Genomic DNA, 21606 nt, shown 5'->3' with positions numbered 1-21606 from the left:
AACCCAGATATCATGAAAGCCACTCAAGCCCGTACCCTGCCGGTACTCATCCTAGTTTCTATGCTATTCGCGGCATGCCGGCCCAATACCGAACCCGTCGATCAGTCATTTTTTGTTGCTGTAGATCAGAGTCGTCTCTTCATCCGGCTGGCAGGAAACCCGGATGGGCCTCTGCTTATAAACTTACATGGAGGCCCGGGGGCTTTTTCCGGTTTTGACCGGGAAACCTACCGTCCAGAACTGGAGCCCGAATATCTGGTAGCCTACCTGGACCAGCGGGGAGGCGGCAGGTCGGATCCCGAACCCGACTCCACCAAATTAAATATGGAACAATTTGTGGCCGACCTTGACCTGGTGATCGACAGCCTCCGAAAGGGGTATCCCGGTAAGCCCGTTAATCTGATCGGGACGTCCTGGGGCGGAAGCCTGGGACTACTTTATTTGATTGCCCACCCAGGAAAAGTCAACGCTTTTGCCTGTGTCAGCGGAAAAGCCGACGGAGTTTACCCGATTCAGGCACTCATCCGCCATGAGCGGGCGCTGGCAGATAGTTTGTTACAAACAGACCTCAACCCGAAACAGAGACAACAAATCAACCAAATGCTGCAAGAACTGCCGGCGATCGAAAAAAGTAATATGGAGGCGTTTTACGAGTCTGTTAATCAGCTCAAACACGACTATCCAAAACTGCTGGGTTTTAATGTCTACTGGGCGAATGATTCGGCAAGACAGCAGGCCGCCTTATTAGGGAAAGACACCGCTTATTATGCGCGGGCGGGATATACGATGGCGGGGTTTGACAGCGCGATGCAACGCTTTGACTATGTTAACAGGGTCTTTCGGAATACAGCAGCCTACAATCATCTCAATATTCTCGACCAACTTCCAAAAGTAAACACGCCGACGCTGGTCATCCAGGGCGCCGAAGATTATAGCATCGGACCCCGTCAGGCAGAAATGATTTATGCAGGCCTGGGATCTTTGACTGAAGGGCAAAAAAAGCTTACCATCGTCACCGGTGCGGCACATAATCTAAATATGGAAGCACCTGAAGTTTACTTTACAGCAATAAGAGACTTTTTCAAAAAGCATTCACAGTAATCGCATGACTAGAAGCCTAATCTGAGCTAAAACCAACCTTTAATTTTCTCCTCCCGCTCGCGGACGGGAAATCCTGTATCAGTCCTAAATAAAAGTACCAGACAGTTTTAAAGAACAATGGTCTGGACCGCTGTGTTAATTCGGCCTCTTTTCGAGTGCCATAAAAATCCATACTGATCGGATTCCAGCAAAATACAAAATCTGTATTACCACAGGCTGCATATCAATAACTCAGACAAAAACTCCCGTAAATTAGGTATTGTGGTTCAGTAAAGCGGTACGTATTTTTGATCTCAAATAAACCGAAATGAGAAGAAAAAAAGCGGCGGTCTGCTGCTAACAGACGGGTAGATCAAAAAAACGGCAATAAAGGAAATCAATAAGGGTATTACAACACAAAGCGGAAAAAAGTGCCGGCGGGGGAAGTCAAGATATAGGTCTCAGGTTAAAACTGACATTATCACGCGCGAGCGCTAAAACAGCAATCCGAAAAAAAGATAACTTAAAAACACATCATATGCTTACCAGGATTCTACAAATTCCTACGCCCTGGCAAATACTTTCGGACCCCGCATCAATTATTGTAATCTCAATATTTGTTGTGCTGATGTTTGCGGAAATCCTGATACCCGGAAGAAATTTGCCGGTTATACGGTTTTGGAGGATCAAGGGCATTACAGCATTTTTTATCTATTTTTTTGTCTCATCTTATCTCCCTTTAATCTGGAACGTCTACTTAGCTGAATACAAGATATTCGATCTGACTTTTCTGGGCGATTACTGGGGTGGATTGACGGCCCTGATCATCTATGAATTTGGGGTATATGTCTGGCACCGATCGATGCACAAAAGCCATGTCTTATGGCGGGTATTTCACCAAATGCACCATAGTGCAGAGCGTGTCGATGTTTATGGCGCCTTCTATTTCAGTCTGATGGACATGATCGGATTCACCTTTCTGACCAGTCTGGCCATGGTATGGGTAGCCGGATTTACAGCCCAGGCCACTATTTATGCCATTTACGGTGCAACATTTCTGGCTGTCATCCAACACACCAATATCCGAACACCACAGTGGACAGGTTATATTTTCCAACGTCCGGAATCCCACTGACTGCACCATGCCAAGGGCATTCACGCTCATAATTATTCGGATCTTCCGCTGTTTGATATTCTTTTTGGCACTTTTCGAAATCCCAAAGATTTTGTTCAGGAAACAGGTTTCTACAATGGCGCTTCTTCAAAAATCGGGAAAATACTCCTGTTTAAAGATATCAACAACCAACAGGAATTACCTCAACCATGATCAGCATTTACAAATAGGCTTTTATCCATTTTAACTCACCAATAAAATCTGAAACTGTATGAAACTAAAATCATCTATCAAAACATTAATGGCAGTCGCCTTCTTTTTATTATGTGGTCTGCTCGCCTGCAAAAAAGACAACCCCAAGCCTACGGTCGTTGGATACTGGACGGGCGAATATGGAAATGGTAATGATATCCCCTCGCATCCGTATTACTTTTTGTTTCGATCCAATGGAACAGTTAGGGTATATGCCGACAGCGAAGACACGGCTACTGCAGGAAAAGCCGAAGGCACTTATATTGTCACCGGCAATACAGTAAAAACCACCTACCTCTACCCCCCCAGCACCTCCTATTCAACGACAGCCACTGTGGATGAGGGATTTACTACCATGGATGGCACCTGGGGATCAGGCGCCAGCACCAGCGGTCTCGGTACTTTCCGAATATTTAAAAAATAGCGATTCGGTAAAATCATTCATCAAAGTTCAGATTCCTTACTGGGCAGCTAAGCTACAACTCCGGAGGGCTGTGACACGCCCGGATATCCTATTGCTGCAGGCAATAGCGCTCATCGCCAGCTGCGATGCGCCTGGGCTTCTCCAGGCGCTTTTGTAGTGCAGGCTGTCGGCACCCGCCTGAAAATGCGGAATGGCTTTATCTCTATTGGATCCTGTCGGAGTGTGCTGGCGGAGCGGGTTGCTATCGTTGACAGTAACCACCCAAATACTGCTCAGAATATCTTTGCAATCAAGTCCATCGCAGGTCTGACCCCTTACACCTTTCAAACTGCGAGCGCCCTCTGAAAATCTGTCAACAGCTTTCCGGATTTGGGACAATAGTTGCTGCAAAGAGAACTCGATCTGGTTCTTCAACTCAAAAAAACTGACTTATGAAATTTTTGTTCAATGCAGTCCTGCTGGTCAGGTTACCGCTCTTGCCGGCAATTTCCTGCTCCAAAAATAAAGGCAGCGACGAAGACGGAAATTTTACATCCGGAGATATTAAACCACTACTTTTAAAATTTCATATTCTAACGGAGATGACAATCTTGAGTACAAACCGGAAAATTTAAACGATTATTTAAAACTGAATTAATTTTGCCGATAAATTCTCCCTAGATATAAGTGATTACGAATAATAACAAAAAAATTGAGTGTAAAATGCCTTAGTACCGTAAAGAATATAGCATATAGTTGGAGGAGTTCCTTAATTTTCAACTTTTAACTGTATTTTTTGCCTACCGAATGACAATTAAATATTTAACATTCAGCATCGCAATAACCTTTATTTCCTGGATTGTTGGGATGATCGTTAATGCGCTTATCATAAAAGCGCCCTTTTATAAACAAGAACTATCCCATCTAAACTTCATTAAAAATGAAAATGTAAATAAGATCATAGGGATCGGCGTTTTTAAATGGATCGTGAAAAATACTTTTTTTAGCTTTTTTAATCAAAAGCTAAAATTGAAAAGTAAAATAGATATGTCGATATTAAATTACCTGCGTAACGAAATGACCATATCTGAAATCAGCCATTTGATCGCGTTTATTTTTATTTGCGTTTTTGCTGTCATCAAAGCATTGAAATTCGGATTCATATTTGGGTTAACTATCATGATTGTGAATATATTGATGAACCTATACCCCTCATTATTGCAACAGGAAAACAAAAGGCGAATCGATCAACTGATAAAGAAACTTAAACTAAGAGGGAAAGTTTGACAGACTTTTACAATAATAAAGAAGTTTCTTACCGAAACATTTTCATGCTCAATAATTGTAATGGGTCTTTCCAATTGGGCCACGATTATTAGTGGATTTCGCCAGAAATTTACGATTTCAAGTAATACGGATAATTCCGGTATTTCGATAATAAATAATTTAAATGGCCGTGAAGTGTTAACTGGTCAAACCACCTCAACATTGAATACCGGCCCTTCTACTCCTGAGATGATCCAGAATAATATTGCGTCAATGGTAGAACTGGCACAGGCCAATCGGATAAAAGTGATTCTTTGCTCTGTAACACCTGCTTTTGATTATCCGTGGAAACCCGGACTTAATCCAGCTGAAAAAATTATTGCACTAATATGCGATACAAAAGAACTGCATCTATGCCGATTACTGGACGACGATGGCCGACCAACGAAAAGGGATGAAAAAAGAATTGTCCAGTTATGGAGTGCACCCTATATTGGAAGGATACAAAATAATGGAGCCGATAGTGCAGCAGGCCATTAAAGAAGCATTACATCAATAGGGAATAAAGATGAGCGGCACACAAAAATGCTCGGGTCTGTTTCAAAAAAAAAGTACCGTATCACAATAAGCACTGCCGGTAGCTCCCGTTCAGCACAGATAATTTTCCGTTAAAACAAGAGGAAAAATTTATTAGTTTCAACGATAAACAACCGCTCAACAATCGATCATGTTAAAAATACCTGATATTAAAATAATCAAATACAGCGGCCTCATGCCCTTGCTGCAATAGGCCGGGACGGGAGCTTCTGTCCCAGGGGGGCATAAATCCTTCACCAAAATCGGCGTCGGTTGCAACGATTTCATTCCAGTGATTGGGATCACTGCAATAGAAAAAACTGACCTTATTCCCATCCTTCACCACCATTTTTAAATGAACCGGCGCTGTTTTCTTAAGCCGAATGATCTTCACTACCCTTCTAATATTATCCTTCACAAACCAAACTTCTACCTGTTCATCCTTTACGCCAACACCAACGGCCTGAGCCGCATCTGCGTATAAGGTCAACCCTTTTAACGCACTGTTATGATTAACCACAGCCGTTGTTATTTCATAATCCGCATGAGACGGCCTTACTGTTATTGCAGTACCCGTTGCATTGTCCGTTTTATTAATTCCCGATAAATGCAGTTGCCCCTTTTTAAAATTTACCTGCGGCTGCGCATGCCTGAAATCCCATTGCCATGCGGCGTCAAGGGCGCTGCCGGAAAAATCATCGGAATAGTCTGTGGCTGGCTTACCCGAAACAGGATGAAAAGAAGGCCATCCCGTTTCTTTACTCCAGCTGACCCTGGCCAGCATTCCCTCTCTGCCGGTATGCACATTTGTTTCTTTGTTATAAGCATGAAAAAGATAATAGTCCTCGCCCTCCTTATTGGATACGAGGGTTCCGTGACCTGTACATTTCCAGTCATCAAATGCCGCTAATACAGGATTGCCAGGAAACGGGGTGTATGGGCCTTTTATGGTTTCAGCTCTTGCTACATTTACATGATAACTGCATTGCACTCCGCAACAGCCGCCGGCTGAATAAAGCAGGTAATAATAATTATTTCGCCGAATAATGCATTGCCCTTCCAACCCTTTCTTTTCATCATCCCGCAGCAGCATAAATGGTTCACCAACAGTTTTCAGCCCATCATCTGACAGTTCGTAACCCAGCAGCTCAATTGGCCGGTTATCCAATCCGTACGCCTTAAAGGTAATATACCATACTCCGTTTTCTTCTGCCAAAAAAGCGTCGATCGCTTCTTTGCCAAGCTCAATAATAATACCTCTGTCGGTAAACCCTTCTTCAGGATTTCTGGCAGTAGCCACACCAATACAGGAGATGCCATCCGATTTTTTTCTTGCAGTATAATACACATAATAAGTGCCATTTCTGTATAATAACTCAGGCGCCCAGAAAGACGAAGAAGCCCATTGTGGGGTCTGTGGAAGAATATAGCCCTGCTGTGTCCAGTGAACCATATCTTTTGATTTAAAAAGCGGAAAATGAGGCGCCCATTCGGAGGAAGTACCTGTCGCAAAATAATTATCCCCCACGCGGATAACCGAAGGATCCGCAAAATCCCCGTGAACCACCGGTTCAATAGTCGAAGAATCTGCTAATGTGGTCACACCAATGTCCTTCGCAGTCAAAAACGTTTCAGGCGCAGTAAGCTTCTCAGGCAGCAAAAAGTCGGAAATAATCGCGGAAACAAAAATCATCAGCAAAACAACAATCTTCATTCTTCTTTAAGTTTAACAGGTTTCTAAATTTTGTGCAGGAATATTCTATCAACTTCTAAATCATGCAAAACATCAATATAAACAAAAAAATGAATCACAACAACGCTTCTGAATTATATACGCCTGCATTCTGTAATAAGAATAGCTCCGATTACAGTGCCGAGCCCGCCCCCGATGCTGGTTGCTATAATAACAGCAAAGAAAACAAAGAAATATTATCCGGAAAACTATCCAAAGAAGATAAATCAGTGGGCAATGATGATATTTTCATTGCGCATTTTGCAATTAAAAACAAACGCTAAACCGGCGCAAAATAAAAACGCAAGGAGATTTTATTGTAAAGAAGTGATTGAAATTTGACTGACCTGAAAATATAAAAGGTTGTAAATTATAGATTTACAACCTTTTACTGGTGCCCAGAACAGGAATCGAACCTGCACTCCATTGCTGAAACCAGATTTTGAGGCAAACAGAATATCTTATTTCATTTAATCGGATTGCACTTGTTTTATCATAACTGTTTATATTTCAATAATTTACAAAAATAAACTTACTTGCGCTCAACTCCATTATTATGGCGTTTAACCGCTGATTGTTTGCAAATCTGTTTGCAAATTTTTGCCGGGAAGGATTTTTTAATCAAAAAATCTTTTTACAATGTCAGTAAGTATTGTAATTGTCCAGGACACAAGGAGACCGAAGAAAGGAGGCGTTTATCCTATGAAGTTGAGAGTAACAGTAGATCGAAAATGCGAATACTACCCAACAATCTATGATCTATCTGAAGAAGATTATCAAAAATTTTCAGCACCCCGTATTAGTAATGAGTTGCAACAAATCCGCATCAATCTTCAAAAGATCGAAACGGATGCGAAGAAGTTTGCCGATGAATTAGTGCCTTTTGATCTTTCTTATTTTGAACAACAATTCATAAAAGACAACCCACTGTTTAAGCAAAAGCAACTAAAGGAAAAAGAGGCAGTGATGTACTGATGTATGAAGTTGAGGATAAATGGAAAATTGGCCTGGAAGCCTATTATTATAGCAGGCAGGCATTAAATGATGGTAAGACGGGGAAAGCATACTGGACTTGCGGGTTTATGGCGGAAAGAATCTGGGAGCATTTTTCGTTGTTTGCCAATTTTGAGAATTTTACTGATACGAGGCAGACCCGGTTTGACAGTATTTACACGGGAACAACCACCAACCCGGTATTCAGGGATATATATGCGCCCCTGGATGGATTTGTGGTGAATGGAGGAATAAAAATTAGATTATAAAGCGTAAAGATTGGATAATGAAGTCTTTAAAAACATATTAATCATTTTTGGCAATTAAAGATTAGAAGTGGTAGTATGTGATTGACAATGCTTTTGAGAAATTTCATAAATCTTATACGAAATTTTACAATAAATTGAGCAGAGAAATAAATACCTTTATGTTATAGAAATCAGTGGAGTGAAGCGTTTATTAATCATAGCAATTTTAATTTCTTATTCCATCGCGTCGTTTGGGGTAAGCCTTAATTATTTTTATTGCTGCGGTAAATTAAAAACTGTTTCATTTAAAATTAACACCGAAGAAAAAAATTGCAAAGTCAAAACCGGCAAAGGCTGCTGCAACAATAAAACGGTTACAGTAAAGCTAAAGACCGACCAGAAAAGCCAGGAACAAACAGCGCTTCATTTTAATGCCCCGCTTTCACCGGTTATTCTTCATACAGAGAATTACATGGTTTCAAATATTGCTATAAATAGCAATATAACCCAGTTATGCAAAAGGCCGCCGCCAGGTATTCTCCCCTCCCGTAATATTTTGTTTTGCGTTTTCAGAATATGATGATTGATTAATTGTATTCCACTTGCTGCTGTTAGTCCGGTTAGCAAGTTTTGCATTTATTCAATTACTCATAATTATTACAAAATGAAAACGATAAAAATATTGGTTGCAGTGTTCTTTGCATTTGCTGCCACACAGACCATCAATGCCCAAAGCGATAAAACACAAAGAACTATTGGCATAAAAACCCAAAACATAAAAATTTCCGGCACCTGCAGCATGGATAAAAGACGTATTGAAACCGCCGCATACAGCGTGGACGGGGTGAAATCTGCCGATTGGGACGAATATACCCAGGTACTTACCTTAAAATATGATGTATTTAAAAAAGGTGCAGCCGACAATGTGCAAAAGCAAATAGCTGCCGTTGGCAACGACACAGAAAAGTACAAAGCCGCTGATTCGGTATATAATAAATTACCCGACTGCTGCCACTATCGCAACAGCTAATCCATATTTATTTACTTATTAATAAAACAAACAACATGAAACAGTTCTTCATGCTGATGCTGATGATTGCATCTGTAACAGCAGTTTACGCTCAAAAAGGAAAACAAGGAAACCCGGGAAAAGGGCATACAGCCACTGCGATCTACACCTGCCCCATGCACCCGGAAGTTGCCAGTTCTAAACCCGGTAAATGCCCTAAGTGCAATATGGATTTGGTTCTTTCAAAAAAAGAACAAATGAAAATGGAGGTGACGAAAATGTACACTTGCCCGATGCACCCTAATGTTCAGGCCGACAAGCCAGGCAAATGCCCGGAATGCGGTATGCAATTGGTTAAAAGGAAGATGGCAAAAAATAGCGCGTCAATAAAAAAATAATAACAACCCAGGAGGCAGCAATAATTGCTGCCTCCTGTTTAAAAAATCAAACTAATGAAAAAGATATTTTTTATAGCAGCGGTGCTCTTGACGATAGGTTTTGTTTTTACCGCTTGCTCAGGAAAAGATAGTAAGAAAACGGAGCAACTGGCAAAAGACGAAACTTATACCTGTACCATGCACAACGAGGTGATGAGTGACCACCCCGGCAAATGCCCCAAATGTGGTATGGAGCTGGTAAAACAAAAAATGACCGAGGCACAAATGAAAATGATGAAAGAAGGCACTTATGTAAAGCCAAAAGAATAAAATCATGGTTAATAAACTCATAGATTTTTCCCTGCACAACAGGCTCATTGTACTGCTTGTTGCAATGGGTTTGTTCGCATGGGGTATTTACTCTATCAATAAAAATCCTATTGACGCCATACCCGATTTGTCCGAAAACCAGGTAATTGTATTTACGGAATGGAATGGCAGAAGTCCCCAGGTAATTGAAGACCAGGTAACCTACCCGTTGGTAAGCAATTTGCAGGGTATCGCCAGGGTTAAGAATATAAGAGCTTCGTCGATGTTCGGGATGAGCTTTGTCTACATCATTTTTGACGATGATGCCGATGTGTATTGGGCAAGAACAAGGGTATTGGAACGATTGAATTATGCCCAGCGATTGTTGCCCGAAGGCGTAACGCCAACACTGGGGCCTGACGGCACAGGTGTCGGACATATCTTTTGGTACACATTAGACACAAAAGGCATGGATTTAGGGGAACAAAGAGCGCTACAGGACTGGTATATAAAGTTCGGGCTGCAAACTGTTCCCGGCGTTGCCGAAGTGGCATCTTTTGGAGGTTTTGAAAAACAGTACCAGGTAGTTATTGACCCTGTTAAACTCCAGTTCTACAACCTTTCTATGATGGATGTAATGAACAAAGTAAAATCAAACAATAATGATGTAGGTGGAAGGAAGTTTGAAATGTCGGACATGGCTTATATTATAAGGGGCCTGGGTTATATTAAAAACAAAGAAGATGTGGAAAGTATTGCTTTATCCAATAACAATGGCGTTCCTGTACGGATTAAAGATGTAGGCAGTGTTCAAATGGGGGCCGATCTGCGCTTAGGCATATTTGATAATAACGGAGAAGGTGAAGCCGTAGGCGGAATTGTAGTAATGCGTTATGGCGAAAATGCGGATAAGGTTATTAAGGCGGTGAAAGAAAAAATGAAGGATATAGAAAAAGGATTGCCGGATGGTGTAAAATTCAAAATTGCTTATGACAGGAGCAGTTTAATAGAAGCCGCCATTGAAACCATTAAAACAAAGCTGGTAGAAGAGATCACCATCGTCTGTATTATTGTTATCCTTTTTCTACTGCACTGGCGAAGCGCATTAAGCATCATTATACAAATACCGGTAACCATTGCCATCAGTTTTATATTGCTCAATGCTTTCGGTATTTCATCAAACATTATGTCATTAACAGGTATTGCCCTCGCAATCGGGGTTATCGTGGACAATGGGATAATTATGAGCGAAAACGCGTACCGGAATCTTTCAGCATGGCAAAATAATCCTGCAAATAAAAAAGTCTGACATGAAATTCTTTAAACACAGCAAGAAACTGTTTAAGCAACAGGATTACACAAAAATTCCTGAAGATGTCCGGGTTGATATTATTGCCAAATCGAGCAAACAGGTATCGCGGGGCGTGTTTTTTTCTACTATTATTATTATCGCATCCTTTCTCCCGGTATTTATGCTTACCGGGCAGGAAGGAAAATTGTTTGGCCCGCTGGCATATACCAAAACTTTTATAATGGTGGTGGATGCTATACTGGTATTGACATTAGCGCCCGTACTCATTTCGCTCTTTATGAAAGGCCGGTTCAGGGGAGAAAATGCGAACCCAGTAAACCGTTTTCTTGAACGGGTATATGAACCTGTAATAAGGATCTGTATCAAATGGCGAAAAACAACCATCGCCATTAATATTATCGCGTTGATCATAAGTATTCCACTGGTATTTAGTTTAGGACGGGAATTTATGCCGCCTTTGGATGAGGGCTCCATTCTCTTTATGCCGGTAACGCTGCCTGATGTGTCCAACGCCGAAGTAAAACGAATATTGCAGGTGCAGGATAAATTGATCAAATCAGTGCCTGAAGTGGCTAATGTTTTAGGCAAGGCTGGCCGGGCAAATACGGCTACGGATAATTCCCCCATCAGCATGATTGAAACCATCATCACCTTAAAACCGAAACATGAATGGCGGGCCGGTATTACAAAGGAACAAATCATTAATGAGTTAAACGGAAAACTTCAGATACCTGGCGTTACCAATGGCTGGACACAGCCCATCATCAACCGTATCAATATGCTTTCAACAGGCATCCGCACCGATGTGGGGGTAAAAGTGTATGGCCAGCATTTAGACACCATCAATGTATTTGCACAAAAAGTAAGAACTGCTTTAGAAGGAATAACCGGTGTAAACGATTTATATGTTGAACCGATAACCGGGGGCAAGTACATTGATATAGCCATCAAGAGAGATGAAATCGGCAGGTATGGGTTAAGCGTTGATGATGTAAATACGGTTATTGAAACGGCATTGGGAGGCATGAAGCTGACAACTACTATTGAAGGCAGGCAACGGTTTTCTGTTAATGCCAGGTTTGGGCAGGATTTCCGGAATAATCTTGAAGCTATTAAACAACTGCAAGTGCAGACAATGAATTTTGGTCCTATCCCTTTAGCTGCTGTCGCGGATGTAAAAATTACGGAAGGCCCGCCGATGATCAATTCAGAGAATGCACTGTTACGAGGTACTGTTTTATTTAATGTCAGGGGCCGCGACCTTGCGGGGACGGTAAAAGAAGCACAAACAAACCTGGAAAAGATGATTGGCAAAATGCCTAAAGGCTATTTTATTGAATGGAGCGGGCAATACGAAAATTTAATAAGAAGCGAAAAAACATTAAAGTTGATATTGCCGGTAGTGTTAATCATCATCTTTCTGTCAATGTATTTTGCATTCCACTCAGCAAGAGAAGCTTTCTTTAGCTTGATCTCCATTCCGTTTGCATTAATTGGCGGCGCTTTTATGATTTATTTCTGGGGTGTTAATCTTTCAGTCGCTGTTGCGGTTGGCTTCATCGCATTATTTGGCCTGGCGGTAGAAACAGGCATTGTAATGGTTATTTACCTGAATGATGCCATGCAACAGTTGGTGGCTTTAAAAGGCAATTCAAACGAAACGATTACAAGAACTGATTTAAAAGAATTTGTAATTGCTGGCGCAGCAAAAAGATTGCGGCCAAAGCTAATGACGGTGAGTGTTTCCCTGTTCGCCTTAATCCCCATTCTCTGGAGCACGGGCGTAGGCAGCGATGTGATGAAACCAATCGTGCTGCCTATGATTGGAGGTGTTATTACCTCAGCAACACATATTTTATTAGTAACGCCGTTAATTTTTCTAATGACGAAAGAATATGAGTTAAGGAAACATGGAAAAATTGATGTACTTGAAGTAAAACATTAAACATGAAAGTTAAATTATTATTCATCGTTTCTGTTCTGTTGATCTGCGGCGTAGCTAATGCCCAGCAAGTAATTGGATTAGGTGAAATCATTCAAAAAATAGACAGCACTAACCCTTCTGCAAAAATGTATGATGCGCAAATACGTTCTATGGATGAAGCGGCCAAGGGTGCCAGAAGCTGGATGCCCACTGAGTTTGGAACAGGTCTCTGGATGACGCCCTATAACCCCGCAATGTGGCGAAAAGCTGATAATGGCGCTACCGGTATGGGGCAGTATATGTTTTCGGTGCAGCAAATGTTTCCCAACAGAAAAAAGCAGGATGCAGAAGCTGCCTATATGGAAGGAATGTCGGCTTCGGAAAAGGAAACAAAAAAATATGCATTGAACCAATTGTATGCCGATGCAAAGAAGAATTATTACGAATGGTTAATTGTTAAAAAGAAAATCGGCATTCTTAATGAGGATGAAAAGCTCCTGAACTTCATGATCAAAGATGCAGAAATACGCTATAAGAACGGGCTTGACCGGTTAAGCGCCTATTACAAGGCAAAGGCAGAACTGGGCAATGTTGCAACCATGAAAGTTGAACTGGAGAACCAGGTCAACCAGAAACGGATTTTCTTAAACACCCTAATGAACAGGGATAAATCGGTACTGTTTGATATTGACACGGTTTATACAATGAAAGATTTTAATTCCTTTGATACAACATCTTTACACGCAAGGAGTGATATAAAAGCCATAGACAAGGATATACAATTAGCCTACCTGCAACAAGCCGTAGAAAAATCGAAAACGAAACCAGAATTTGGCATTGAATATGACCACATGTTTGGTTTTGGCGGACTGCCTATGCAATACAGTTTAATGGCTAAAGCAAAGATACCCATTGGCAAGGCTAACAGGGCATCCAAAGCCAATGTAGAAAGTCTGAAATGGAAATCGGAGGCCCTGGCACAACAAAAACAAATGCTGTTAAATGAAGCATCGGGTATGGCAGGCGGCATCAGTAAAGGAATTGAAGCGAAAAAAAAGCAGGTAACCCTTTTTGAAGAAAATATCATTCCGGCACTACGGAAAAATTATATGGTAATACAATTGGGTTACCAGCAAAACACAGAGCAATTATTTACGCTCTTTGATGCGTGGCAAACATTGAATAAAACACAACTTGAATATCTTGACCAGTTGCAACAGCTATTAACCATGCAGGCAGAAATGGAAAGGATATTGGAGCTGAAATAAAATTATCAACGATGACACTGTTCATGAAGTACAACAAATATTTACTGATTTTTTTTGCAAGCATAATTATTGCAGTTGCCGGTTCATCATGCGGGAACGCAAAGAATAAAACAGAAACGCAGGAGATCGCAAATAACAAGCAATTATACACCTGTTCCATGCATCCGCAGATTATCAGGGATAAACCAGGCAAATGCCCCATCTGTGGCATGGAATTAATCGAGAAGGTCGATAATGCAAAAAAAATAAATGATATACAATTGGAAGATTTGTTGAAACCTGTCAACGAATTTGTGATCAGCTCGGTTCCGGTAACCGCCATCAAAAAAAGCAATGAAGCATTCACGATTGAAGCAACCGGAAATATTCAGAACGACAGCCGGGAATTTGCAACTATATCTGCAAAAGCCACCGGAAGAATTGAAAAATTATACATTCGTTATCGCTATCAAATGGTAATGCCGGGAGATAAGATCATGGATATATACAGCCCTGAAATCGCCACTGCCCAACAGAACCTCATATTTCTTTTAAGGAACGACGGAGCAAATACTTCATTGATTGAAGCGGCTAAACAAAGATTGTTATTGCTGGGAATGAGTATTGGACAATTACAGCAATTGATGCGGACACAAAAAGCAACTTTCACTGTATCTGTATATTCCAATGCGATGGGGCATATACATGAAGCGGGTCAGGAAACAATGGGAGTAACCGGGCAAATGCAAACTGCATCAGCCGAAACATTGCCATTGGCTGTAAAGGAAGGCATGTATGTACAGCTTGGGCAAAAAATATTTTCATTGACCAATCCAGAAAAAGCTTGGGCCATTTTAAATATTTTCCCGGAGAATCAAAACCTTGTAAAGGTGGGCGATCCGGTAAGAATCATACCGGAAGCGATGCCGCAAAAAGCCTTTAATTCAAAAGTCAATTTCATTGAACCTTTTTACAGATCCGGAAGTAAAACGATAACGGCAAGGGTATATTTTAAAAATGCTGCTTTGCATCTCCCCATTGGCAGCCAGCTCCGGGCGACTATTTCCAGTACTATTACAAATGCCGATTGGTTGCCGCAGGAAGCCGTTTTGTCGTTAGGGTTAAACCAGGTTGCATTTACAAAATCTGATGGTGGTTTTATAGCCAAAAAAATACAAACCGGTATCAGGCAAAATAACCTGGTGCAAATAATAAGTGGTTTAACAGTTACAGATACCGTCGCGGCCAATGTTCAATATCTTTTCGATAGTGAAAGTTTCATCAAAGTAAAACAGTAGATATGGACTTAAAATATAAATTCTTTATGCTGTCAATGCTTGCCAGTTCGATTATTACTTTAGCATCATGTAAGCAGCCTAAAAAACAAACTGCAAAGAATGATGTTTTTTACACCTGTTCGATGCACCCGCAGATAATGGAGCCCAAACCGGGTAAATGCCCCATTTGCGGAATGGATTTAATCCCGGTACAAAAGAGTAACGTACCGAAAGCCGATGAAATTGAGTTAAGTGAACAACAGATGCAGTTGGGTAATATCCGGGTAGATACGATCGGGAAAGGTGTGATTGGCAATCAAACGGTATTAACGGCCACTTTGAATTACGACCAGCAAAAACTATCAGCTATAAGCGCTAAATTAACCGGAAGAATCGACAGGCTTTATCACAAAAACATCGGTGACTATGTTAAAAAAGGTGAGCCCTTAATGGATGTGTACAGCGAAGAATTGAACAATGCAAAGCAGGAATATTTACTCGCCTTAGAACGAAAAAAGCAGCTTGATAATTCGCTCATCAATTTTGACCAGGTTATTAGCAGCGCCAAAACAAAACTACGCTTGTGGGGCATGAGTGAAGCCCAGGTAAATGCACTTGGGAATAATAATAAAACCAGTCTGACCACCACTATTTACAGTAATGAAAGCGGCTACATTACGGAATTAGATGCCCAGGAGGGTGCCTATGTATCAGAAGGCAGTACAATAATGCAATTGGCTGATTTGTCAACACTTTGGGCTGAGGCGCAGGTTTATACAAGTTTATTTTCACAGTTGAATACAAACAGCAGTGTGACGGTACAACTGCCAGACATAGGCAAAACGATAAAAGGAAAGGTCGAATTTGTAAATCCTGAGATCAGTCCGGATAAGCGGATAAATTTAATAAGAGTTACTATACCCAACGAGGGTAACCAGTTAAAACCCGGTATGCCTGCTTACGTTGTATTAGGAGAGAGTAAACAAAATGTTTTATCATTGCCTGCCGATGCTGTAATTAGAAATGCTGACGGAGCCACCGTTTGGGTGCAAACGGGGCAGCATACTTTTAAAAGTAAAATGATAACAACCGGCGCGGAAAACAGTGACCGGATAGAAATTACCGGCGGCTTAATGCAGGGCGAAGCAGTTGTAACAAGAGGCGCATATTTAATTAACAGTGAATATATTTTTAAGAAAGGTGCTTCGCCAATGGCTGGCATGAAGATGTAAAAAAAATCGACGCAACCAATATGACAGCGACAACAAAAAATAATAAAAGCTGGATCGCCGGCATTCTTGCTGCCATTGCAGCATCGCTTTGTTGCATTACACCTGCTTTGGCTTTCTTAGGTGGTGCAAGCGGGCTTGCTTCTTCGTTTTCATGGATTGAGCCTTATCGTCCATATTTAATCGGGTTGACCATTGCAGTTTTTGCATTTGCGTGGTATCAAAAACTAAAACAGAAGAAACAGGTTAACTGCGACTGTGAAGCTGACAATAAAAAGTTATTTTGGCAATCAAAATCATTTTTAGCTATTGTTACAGTTCTCGCCGGATTATTGATCGCATTTCCATACTATGCCAAAGTATTTTACCCCAAGCCGCAGGATACAAAAGTTATTATTGTTGATAAAAGCAAAATACAGACTGCGGAATTTAAAATAAAGGGTATGACCTGTGAGGGGTGTACAGAACATATAAACAGCGAACTCTCAAAAACATCGGGCGTAATTACCTTTAATACATCTTATGAAAAGAGAAGCAGCACTGTAAAATTTGACAACAGTAAAACTTCGGTTGACAACATCGCTACTGCTATTAATAACACGGGTTACAAAGTAATTTCTCAAACAGTAATTAAGCAATAATGGAAAAAACACTAATACTACAATCTGTCATTACCTGCCCTGATTGTGGACATAAGAAGGAAGAGACAATGCCTACAGATGCCTGCCAATATTTCTACGAATGCGAAAATTGCAAGACAAGATTAAAGCCAAAACAGGGCGACTGTTGTGTTTATTGCAGTTATGGTACTGTAAAATGTCCTCCGATTCAAAAAGGAGAATCCTGTTGTTGTTAACAAGAGGGTACACTCATTCACCTGCTCACAAAAATAACCTGATCGGAATGCTAAAAACATTTCTAAAACCAAAGACTTAAAAGGAACTTACAGTTTTTTTTGTTGAGTTAATATATTTATCGTAATATTGCAATGTAATTAATACTAATGGGCATTACCCGCACGGACATATTTAATAAACAGCAGAATAAACTGGCCACAACGCTAAAAGCGTTGGCCCATCCTGCACGTATTGCCATCCTCCAACATATTATAAAATCAAAAGCTTGCATTTGTAATGACCTGGTAGATGAATTGGGTTTGGCACAGGCTACTATTTCCCAACACCTGAAAGAATTAAAAAATATCGGCATCATTCAGGGGACTATTGAGGGCACCAGTATTTGCTACTGTATTGATAATAAAGTATGGGGGCAGGTAAAAAAGGAACTGTCCGATTTCTTAGGCTCTTATGATGGGGCTGAAAATAGTTGTTGCTAAAAAAATTTGATTCAATACATCGCAATAATGCAATATTATAAAACAATAAAAATATAGAAATGAAATTATCTGAAATTAAAAGCATACTGCCGGTACTTGATAATGTTGAATTTATTCTGCCAGACGGAACAAAAGTGCCTGAGCATTTCCATGTTACAGAAGTGGGTATAGTAAACAAACATTTTATTGATTGTGGAGGCACTACCCGTTATGAATCTAAGGTGAACTTTCAATTATGGAATGCAAATGATTTTGAGCACCGTTTAAAGCCCGGCAAATTGCTGAACATCATAAAGCTAAGTGAACAAAAATTAAGTATCAATGAAGCGTTGGATATAGAAGTGGAATACCAGGGCGATACGATCGGCAAATACACATTAGATTTTAATGGCGAAGCCTTCCTGTTAGTGTCAACAGCCACGGCCTGCCTTGCGCAAGAAAAATGTGGGGTACCGGCTGATAAACAGTACCTGCCACTGACAGAGCTGGCAACTGCCAAAGAAAGCTGCTGCACACCAGGAGGCGGCTGCTGCTAAACAAATCAACCAAAAAAATAAAATATGAAAAAGTTACTTTTTCTGCTAAGTATGCCCCTTTTATTACTTGCCAGTTTGCCAGTGATGGCCGGGGGGCCAAAACCTGAATTGTTTCCGGAACTAAAAAAGTTTTATGAAAGCCTGAATGCTGTTTCGCCCGATCCGCAACATGCACTGGGCTTGAGCGATCTCCAGAAGTACATACTTCAGGGAATGGGAAGTGAAAAGAAAATAGATTTGGTTTTATGTGATAAGGACAATTCTTTTGCAAGTGTTTCAGCACAGCTTGTTTTACAATCCCTGCTGTGGGCCAATAAGAGCAATAAACTGGGCGTAACATCATGCGGTTACCAGGCAACGGATATTAACCCTGTTTTGATAAAAGTTTTAACTAAGCATGGGTATAAAGTTGCTGAAGCAGCCGCAGTAAATGGGAAAAAAGCATATTCGGTTACTTTTGGTACTAATATGCCTACATCTACTGTTTACGCAAAGAATAGTAATGATGCTACGATACCGGGTAGTTTTTTACAAATGAAAATGTGCCCCGTGGCGGATAATACCTGCCCTGATATGAAAGGAGCATTTTATAAAGAGGCATTACCATTTGTAAATCCGGACGCCGGGATTACCGAAGATGATGCGGATAAATTGTTTACGCAAATTGCGGCAGAAGTTTTAAGTGCATTTAATAAAGCAAAAACGATGACCTAACCTGTACGAAAACAGGCAGGCGATTAAAATTTAGAATAATGAAAAAAGTATTGGTACTCTGTACCGGGAACAGTTGCAGGAGCCAGCTTGCAGAAGGTTTTCTGAGGCATTTTGCGGGCGATAAGGCACAAATTTACAGTGCCGGGATTGAAACGCACGGCGTAAATCCCAAAGCAATACAGGTAATGGCAGAAAGCGGGATGGATATTTCCGGCCACACCTCAAACAATGTAAATGAATATGCTGGTATTGACTTTGACTATGTGATTACTGTTTGCGATAACGCTAAAGAAAGCTGCCCAGTATTCCCTTCCAAAGCGCAAAAATTTCATTATAATTTCCCTGACCCGGCAAAGGCTACCGGTACTGATGAAGAGGTGATGAACGAGTTCCGCCGGGTACGTGATATGATTAAAAAATATAGCCAGGACTTTGTAAAAGATAATATTGGTTTCTAAATCGAAAAAAACTATGTCTGCTCAAAATTGTGCCCCCGCTCACGAACGAAAAAAATTAAGTTTCCTGGATCGATACCTCACCCTGTGGATTTTTTTGGCAATGGCTGTTGGTGTTGGGATAGGTTATTTCTTTCCATCTTCTGCCACTTTTATTAATTCCTTTTCCAGTAGCACTACAAACATTCCCCTGGCTATCGGCCTCATCCTGATGATGTATCCACCGCTGGCTAAAGTGCGGTATGAAAAGATGGGTGAAGTTTTTAAAAATACAAAAGTGTTAGGTACGTCTCTTTTCCTGAACTGGATTGTGGGGCCGATCCTTATGTTTGCCCTCGCCATCCTGTTCCTGAAAGGTTATCCGGAATATATGATTGGCCTTATCCTGATCGGGCTGGCACGTTGCATTGCAATGGTAGTGGTTTGGAACGAACTGGCCGAAGGAAACAGGGAATATGCGGCGGGCTTAATTGCACTGAACAGCATTTTCCAGGTATTGCTGTATAGTGTTTATGCCTATGTTTTTATTACCGTCCTGCCGCCGTTATTCGGTATTAAAGGACTGGAAGTACATATTACCATTGGCGAAATTGCAAAGAGTGTAGGTGTTTACCTTGGCATCCCATTTGTTGCTGGCGTAGTGAGCCGGTATGTCCTCATTAAACTTAAAGGGGAAGAATGGTTTCAAAATAAATATGTACCGGTTATCTCGCCCATTACATTAGTTGCACTGCTCTTTACGATCGTGGTAATGTTCAGCCTAAAGGGTCAACTAATCGTTCAGATACCAATGGATGTAATCAGGATAGCCATTCCGCTGGTTATCTATTTTGCCATCATGTTCCTGGTGAGCTTTTTTGCAGGGAAGCGCATGGGCGCAGATTATTCCAAAAGCGCCTCCATAGCGTTTACCGCCGCGGGCAACAATTTTGAACTGGCCATTGCTGTTGCCATTGGCGTATTTGGTATTAACAGCGGACAGGCGTTTGTAGGCGTTATAGGGCCACTGGTAGAAGTACCAGCCCTTATTGCCTTGGTGAACCTGGCTTTTTGGCTCCGGGATAAATATTACCAACCGGCAAAAGCAATACAGTAACACAATCAAATAAAAAATGAAAATTGCACTATTCTCCGATATTCATGCAAACCTGCCTGCACTGGAGGCTTTCTTTAAGGATGTAGAAACCCGTAACACTGATGCCATTTATTGTTTGGGTGACCTGGTGGGGTATAATATCTGGCCTAATGAGGTGATCAATGAAATTCGTAAAAGGCACATTCCAACTATCGCCGGGAATTATGATTTTGGCATTGGACGTGCCAGTGATGATTGTGGCTGTGCCTACAAAACGGATGAAGAAAAAGCAATGGGCAAGGTATCTATATCCTACACCAATGAAGTTGTAAAAGATGAACAACGTGCCTACTTACGTACCCTTCCCGCACATATACGGTTAGAGTTCCAGTTGAACAACGACAAATTAAATGTGCTCCTGGTACATGGCAGTCCAAGAAAGGTAAATGAATACCTGTTTGAAGACCGGGACGAAAAAAGCCTGATGCGTATTATGGAGCAAGCCGATGCAGATGTAATGTGCTTTGGCCATACGCACAAGCCCTACCACCGTATTTTACCAACTGAAGTTACAGAAGACGTACATTATCGCCATGCCGTAAATATTGGCTCTGTGGGTAAACCCAAAGATTCCGACCCCAGGGGCGGCTATGTGCTGCTGACAATCAACGAAAACAGTTCTATTAAAGATAAGGATAGTGTTCAGGTTGAATTTATCCGCTTTGAATATGATGTGGAGAAAGCTGCAAAAGCAGTAGAAGACAGCCCTTTGCCGAATGCCTATGCAGATATGTTAAGAAACGGATAATAATATATGAGATTAGCTTTTTTTTCTGACGTACACGCGAACCTGCCCGCTTTTGAAGCCATGCTGGGGGATATGGATCAGCAACAGCCCGATGCAGTTTATTGCCTGGGAGACCTGGTGGGATATCATATCTGGCCCAATGAAGTAATTGCTGAAGTCCGCAAACGCAAAATTGCAACTATTGCCGGCAATCATGATTTAAAAGTGGTAAACATCCAACGAGGACGGCCTATGATATTTGAATAAAAATCTGTATGGGGAGCATTTTCCCGGCTGCTTTTAGGATTCCGGTTAAAATCCTGAACTTTACTCCTATAATATTATTTCAGGATAT

The 21606-nt window shown here is 41.2% G+C and carries 27 protein-coding genes; 26 read left to right on the top strand and 1 reads right to left on the bottom strand.

Going from position 1 to position 21606, the window contains the following annotated elements:
- Positions 1-12: 12 nt before the first annotated feature.
- The 5 genes from ACYVI9_RS17515 to ACYVI9_RS17495 all read left to right on the top strand — a co-directional run bounded on the left by ACYVI9_RS17515 (position 13) and on the right by ACYVI9_RS17495 (position 4655).
- Positions 13-1101, top strand: a complete 1089-nt coding sequence (locus tag ACYVI9_RS17515) for an alpha/beta fold hydrolase (protein ID WP_460767253.1) — start codon at positions 13-15, stop codon at positions 1099-1101.
- Between the two features lie 517 nt (positions 1102-1618).
- Positions 1619-2215 carry a sterol desaturase family protein gene (locus tag ACYVI9_RS17510; RefSeq protein ID WP_460767250.1) on the top strand — a complete coding sequence of 199 codons (597 nt, stop codon included), beginning with the start codon at positions 1619-1621 and terminating at the stop codon, positions 2213-2215.
- A 250-nt stretch (positions 2216-2465) separates the two neighbouring features.
- Complete coding sequence (locus ACYVI9_RS17505) at positions 2466-2870, top strand: hypothetical protein (RefSeq protein WP_460767248.1); 405 nt, start codon at positions 2466-2468, stop codon at positions 2868-2870.
- 786 nt (positions 2871-3656) lie between these two features.
- A complete protein-coding gene (locus tag ACYVI9_RS17500) occupies positions 3657-4136 on the top strand; it encodes a glycosyl-4,4'-diaponeurosporenoate acyltransferase CrtO family protein (protein ID WP_460767245.1) in 480 nt (159 codons plus the stop codon).
- Positions 4137-4196: 60 nt separating this feature from the next.
- On the top strand, positions 4197-4655 hold the full coding sequence (locus tag ACYVI9_RS17495) for a hypothetical protein (protein WP_460767242.1): 459 nt from the start codon (positions 4197-4199) through the stop codon (positions 4653-4655).
- A 190-nt stretch (positions 4656-4845) separates the two neighbouring features.
- Here ACYVI9_RS17495 and ACYVI9_RS17490 read toward each other — a convergent pair whose 3' ends face one another.
- Complete coding sequence (locus ACYVI9_RS17490) at positions 4846-6405, bottom strand: family 43 glycosylhydrolase (RefSeq protein WP_460767239.1); 1560 nt, start codon at positions 6403-6405, stop codon at positions 4846-4848.
- Between the two features lie 89 nt (positions 6406-6494).
- On the opposite strand from ACYVI9_RS17490, the gene ACYVI9_RS17485 reads away from it, so the two are divergent.
- The 21 genes from ACYVI9_RS17485 (at position 6495) to ACYVI9_RS17385 (ending at position 21518) form a co-directional block, all read left to right on the top strand.
- A complete protein-coding gene (locus ACYVI9_RS17485) occupies positions 6495-6707 on the top strand; it encodes a hypothetical protein (RefSeq protein ID WP_460767237.1) in 213 nt (70 codons plus the stop codon).
- Between the two features lie 355 nt (positions 6708-7062).
- On the top strand, positions 7063-7398 hold the full coding sequence (locus ACYVI9_RS17480) for a hypothetical protein (RefSeq protein WP_460767234.1): 336 nt from the start codon (positions 7063-7065) through the stop codon (positions 7396-7398).
- Positions 7398-7685 (top strand): hypothetical protein, encoded by a 288-nt coding sequence (locus ACYVI9_RS17475; RefSeq protein WP_460767231.1) that lies wholly within the window; start codon positions 7398-7400, stop codon positions 7683-7685. Before ACYVI9_RS17480 ends, ACYVI9_RS17475 begins: the two co-directional genes overlap by 1 nt.
- A gap of 178 nt (positions 7686-7863) precedes the next feature.
- Positions 7864-8244 carry an HYC_CC_PP family protein gene (locus tag ACYVI9_RS17470; protein WP_460767228.1) on the top strand — a complete coding sequence of 127 codons (381 nt, stop codon included), beginning with the start codon at positions 7864-7866 and terminating at the stop codon, positions 8242-8244.
- An 84-nt stretch (positions 8245-8328) separates the two neighbouring features.
- Entirely contained in the window at positions 8329-8694 is a 366-nt protein-coding gene (locus ACYVI9_RS17465; RefSeq protein ID WP_460767226.1) for a heavy-metal-associated domain-containing protein, read from the top strand.
- Positions 8695-8729: 35 nt separating this feature from the next.
- The gene (locus ACYVI9_RS17460; protein WP_460767223.1) at positions 8730-9071 is read left to right on the top strand and encodes a heavy metal-binding domain-containing protein; all 342 of its coding nucleotides are present in this window, start codon (positions 8730-8732) and stop codon (positions 9069-9071) included.
- 54 nt (positions 9072-9125) lie between these two features.
- Entirely contained in the window at positions 9126-9380 is a 255-nt protein-coding gene (locus ACYVI9_RS17455; RefSeq protein WP_460767220.1) for a heavy metal-binding domain-containing protein, read from the top strand.
- Between the two features lie 4 nt (positions 9381-9384).
- Entirely contained in the window at positions 9385-10668 is a 1284-nt protein-coding gene (locus ACYVI9_RS17450; protein WP_460767218.1) for an efflux RND transporter permease subunit, read from the top strand.
- A 1-nt stretch (position 10669) separates the two neighbouring features.
- Positions 10670-12616 carry an efflux RND transporter permease subunit gene (locus tag ACYVI9_RS17445; RefSeq protein WP_460767216.1) on the top strand — a complete coding sequence of 649 codons (1947 nt, stop codon included), beginning with the start codon at positions 10670-10672 and terminating at the stop codon, positions 12614-12616.
- Positions 12617-12618: 2 nt separating this feature from the next.
- Entirely contained in the window at positions 12619-13863 is a 1245-nt protein-coding gene (locus ACYVI9_RS17440; RefSeq protein WP_460767213.1) for a TolC family protein, read from the top strand.
- Between the two features lie 11 nt (positions 13864-13874).
- A complete protein-coding gene (locus ACYVI9_RS17435) occupies positions 13875-15140 on the top strand; it encodes an efflux RND transporter periplasmic adaptor subunit (RefSeq protein WP_460767211.1) in 1266 nt (421 codons plus the stop codon).
- A 2-nt stretch (positions 15141-15142) separates the two neighbouring features.
- A complete protein-coding gene (locus ACYVI9_RS17430) occupies positions 15143-16351 on the top strand; it encodes an efflux RND transporter periplasmic adaptor subunit (protein WP_460767208.1) in 1209 nt (402 codons plus the stop codon).
- A 20-nt stretch (positions 16352-16371) separates the two neighbouring features.
- Complete coding sequence (gene merTP / locus ACYVI9_RS17425) at positions 16372-16989, top strand: mercuric transport protein MerTP (RefSeq protein WP_460767205.1); 618 nt, start codon at positions 16372-16374, stop codon at positions 16987-16989.
- Entirely contained in the window at positions 16989-17204 is a 216-nt protein-coding gene (locus ACYVI9_RS17420) for a GDCCVxC domain-containing (seleno)protein (protein ID WP_460767203.1), read from the top strand. Before merTP ends, ACYVI9_RS17420 begins: the two co-directional genes overlap by 1 nt.
- A 147-nt stretch (positions 17205-17351) precedes the next feature.
- The gene (locus ACYVI9_RS17415) at positions 17352-17684 is read left to right on the top strand and encodes an ArsR/SmtB family transcription factor (RefSeq protein WP_460767200.1); all 333 of its coding nucleotides are present in this window, start codon (positions 17352-17354) and stop codon (positions 17682-17684) included.
- 59 nt (positions 17685-17743) lie between these two features.
- The gene (locus tag ACYVI9_RS17410; protein WP_460767197.1) at positions 17744-18220 is read left to right on the top strand and encodes a DUF6428 family protein; all 477 of its coding nucleotides are present in this window, start codon (positions 17744-17746) and stop codon (positions 18218-18220) included.
- A 24-nt stretch (positions 18221-18244) separates the two neighbouring features.
- Positions 18245-18934, top strand: coding sequence for a hypothetical protein (locus tag ACYVI9_RS17405; RefSeq protein ID WP_460767194.1), 690 nt, complete (start codon positions 18245-18247; stop codon positions 18932-18934).
- A 38-nt stretch (positions 18935-18972) separates the two neighbouring features.
- Entirely contained in the window at positions 18973-19392 is a 420-nt protein-coding gene (locus ACYVI9_RS17400; protein ID WP_460767191.1) for an arsenate reductase ArsC, read from the top strand.
- A gap of 13 nt (positions 19393-19405) precedes the next feature.
- Complete coding sequence (gene arsB, locus ACYVI9_RS17395) at positions 19406-20485, top strand: ACR3 family arsenite efflux transporter (protein ID WP_460767188.1); 1080 nt, start codon at positions 19406-19408, stop codon at positions 20483-20485.
- A 16-nt stretch (positions 20486-20501) separates the two neighbouring features.
- Positions 20502-21272, top strand: coding sequence for a metallophosphoesterase family protein (locus ACYVI9_RS17390; RefSeq protein WP_460767185.1), 771 nt, complete (start codon positions 20502-20504; stop codon positions 21270-21272).
- A 6-nt stretch (positions 21273-21278) separates the two neighbouring features.
- Entirely contained in the window at positions 21279-21518 is a 240-nt protein-coding gene (locus ACYVI9_RS17385; protein WP_460767182.1) for a metallophosphoesterase family protein, read from the top strand.
- Positions 21519-21606: the final 88 nt, after the last annotated feature.

The organism is Niabella terrae, assembly GCF_054783135.1.
This window is presented reverse-complemented; position numbering and strand designations above follow the sequence as displayed.

What these genes read in the sequence shown, in the direction of transcription:
- ACYVI9_RS17515 (WP_460767253.1), top strand. Translation starts at nt 13, where the DNA reads ATGAAAGCCACTCAAGCCCGTACCCTGCCGGTACTCATCCTAGTTTCT.
- ACYVI9_RS17510 (WP_460767250.1), top strand. Translation starts at nt 1,619, where the DNA reads ATGCTTACCAGGATTCTACAAATTCCTACGCCCTGGCAAATACTTTCG.
- ACYVI9_RS17505 (WP_460767248.1), top strand. Translation starts at nt 2,466, where the DNA reads ATGAAACTAAAATCATCTATCAAAACATTAATGGCAGTCGCCTTCTTT.
- ACYVI9_RS17500 (WP_460767245.1), top strand. Translation starts at nt 3,657, where the DNA reads ATGACAATTAAATATTTAACATTCAGCATCGCAATAACCTTTATTTCC.
- ACYVI9_RS17495 (WP_460767242.1), top strand. Translation starts at nt 4,197, where the DNA reads ATGGGTCTTTCCAATTGGGCCACGATTATTAGTGGATTTCGCCAGAAA.
- ACYVI9_RS17490 (WP_460767239.1), bottom strand. Translation starts at nt 6,405, where the DNA reads ATGAAGATTGTTGTTTTGCTGATGATTTTTGTTTCCGCGATTATTTCC.
- ACYVI9_RS17485 (WP_460767237.1), top strand. Translation starts at nt 6,495, where the DNA reads ATGAATCACAACAACGCTTCTGAATTATATACGCCTGCATTCTGTAAT.
- ACYVI9_RS17480 (WP_460767234.1), top strand. Translation starts at nt 7,063, where the DNA reads ATGTCAGTAAGTATTGTAATTGTCCAGGACACAAGGAGACCGAAGAAA.
- ACYVI9_RS17475 (WP_460767231.1), top strand. Translation starts at nt 7,398, where the DNA reads ATGTATGAAGTTGAGGATAAATGGAAAATTGGCCTGGAAGCCTATTAT.
- ACYVI9_RS17465 (WP_460767226.1), top strand. Translation starts at nt 8,329, where the DNA reads ATGAAAACGATAAAAATATTGGTTGCAGTGTTCTTTGCATTTGCTGCC.
- ACYVI9_RS17460 (WP_460767223.1), top strand. Translation starts at nt 8,730, where the DNA reads ATGAAACAGTTCTTCATGCTGATGCTGATGATTGCATCTGTAACAGCA.
- ACYVI9_RS17455 (WP_460767220.1), top strand. Translation starts at nt 9,126, where the DNA reads ATGAAAAAGATATTTTTTATAGCAGCGGTGCTCTTGACGATAGGTTTT.
- ACYVI9_RS17450 (WP_460767218.1), top strand. Translation starts at nt 9,385, where the DNA reads ATGGTTAATAAACTCATAGATTTTTCCCTGCACAACAGGCTCATTGTA.
- ACYVI9_RS17445 (WP_460767216.1), top strand. Translation starts at nt 10,670, where the DNA reads ATGAAATTCTTTAAACACAGCAAGAAACTGTTTAAGCAACAGGATTAC.
- ACYVI9_RS17440 (WP_460767213.1), top strand. Translation starts at nt 12,619, where the DNA reads ATGAAAGTTAAATTATTATTCATCGTTTCTGTTCTGTTGATCTGCGGC.
- ACYVI9_RS17435 (WP_460767211.1), top strand. Translation starts at nt 13,875, where the DNA reads ATGACACTGTTCATGAAGTACAACAAATATTTACTGATTTTTTTTGCA.
- ACYVI9_RS17430 (WP_460767208.1), top strand. Translation starts at nt 15,143, where the DNA reads ATGGACTTAAAATATAAATTCTTTATGCTGTCAATGCTTGCCAGTTCG.
- merTP (WP_460767205.1), top strand. Translation starts at nt 16,372, where the DNA reads ATGACAGCGACAACAAAAAATAATAAAAGCTGGATCGCCGGCATTCTT.
- ACYVI9_RS17420 (WP_460767203.1), top strand. Translation starts at nt 16,989, where the DNA reads ATGGAAAAAACACTAATACTACAATCTGTCATTACCTGCCCTGATTGT.
- ACYVI9_RS17415 (WP_460767200.1), top strand. Translation starts at nt 17,352, where the DNA reads ATGGGCATTACCCGCACGGACATATTTAATAAACAGCAGAATAAACTG.
- ACYVI9_RS17410 (WP_460767197.1), top strand. Translation starts at nt 17,744, where the DNA reads ATGAAATTATCTGAAATTAAAAGCATACTGCCGGTACTTGATAATGTT.
- ACYVI9_RS17405 (WP_460767194.1), top strand. Translation starts at nt 18,245, where the DNA reads ATGAAAAAGTTACTTTTTCTGCTAAGTATGCCCCTTTTATTACTTGCC.
- ACYVI9_RS17400 (WP_460767191.1), top strand. Translation starts at nt 18,973, where the DNA reads ATGAAAAAAGTATTGGTACTCTGTACCGGGAACAGTTGCAGGAGCCAG.
- arsB (WP_460767188.1), top strand. Translation starts at nt 19,406, where the DNA reads ATGTCTGCTCAAAATTGTGCCCCCGCTCACGAACGAAAAAAATTAAGT.
- ACYVI9_RS17390 (WP_460767185.1), top strand. Translation starts at nt 20,502, where the DNA reads ATGAAAATTGCACTATTCTCCGATATTCATGCAAACCTGCCTGCACTG.
- ACYVI9_RS17385 (WP_460767182.1), top strand. Translation starts at nt 21,279, where the DNA reads ATGAGATTAGCTTTTTTTTCTGACGTACACGCGAACCTGCCCGCTTTT.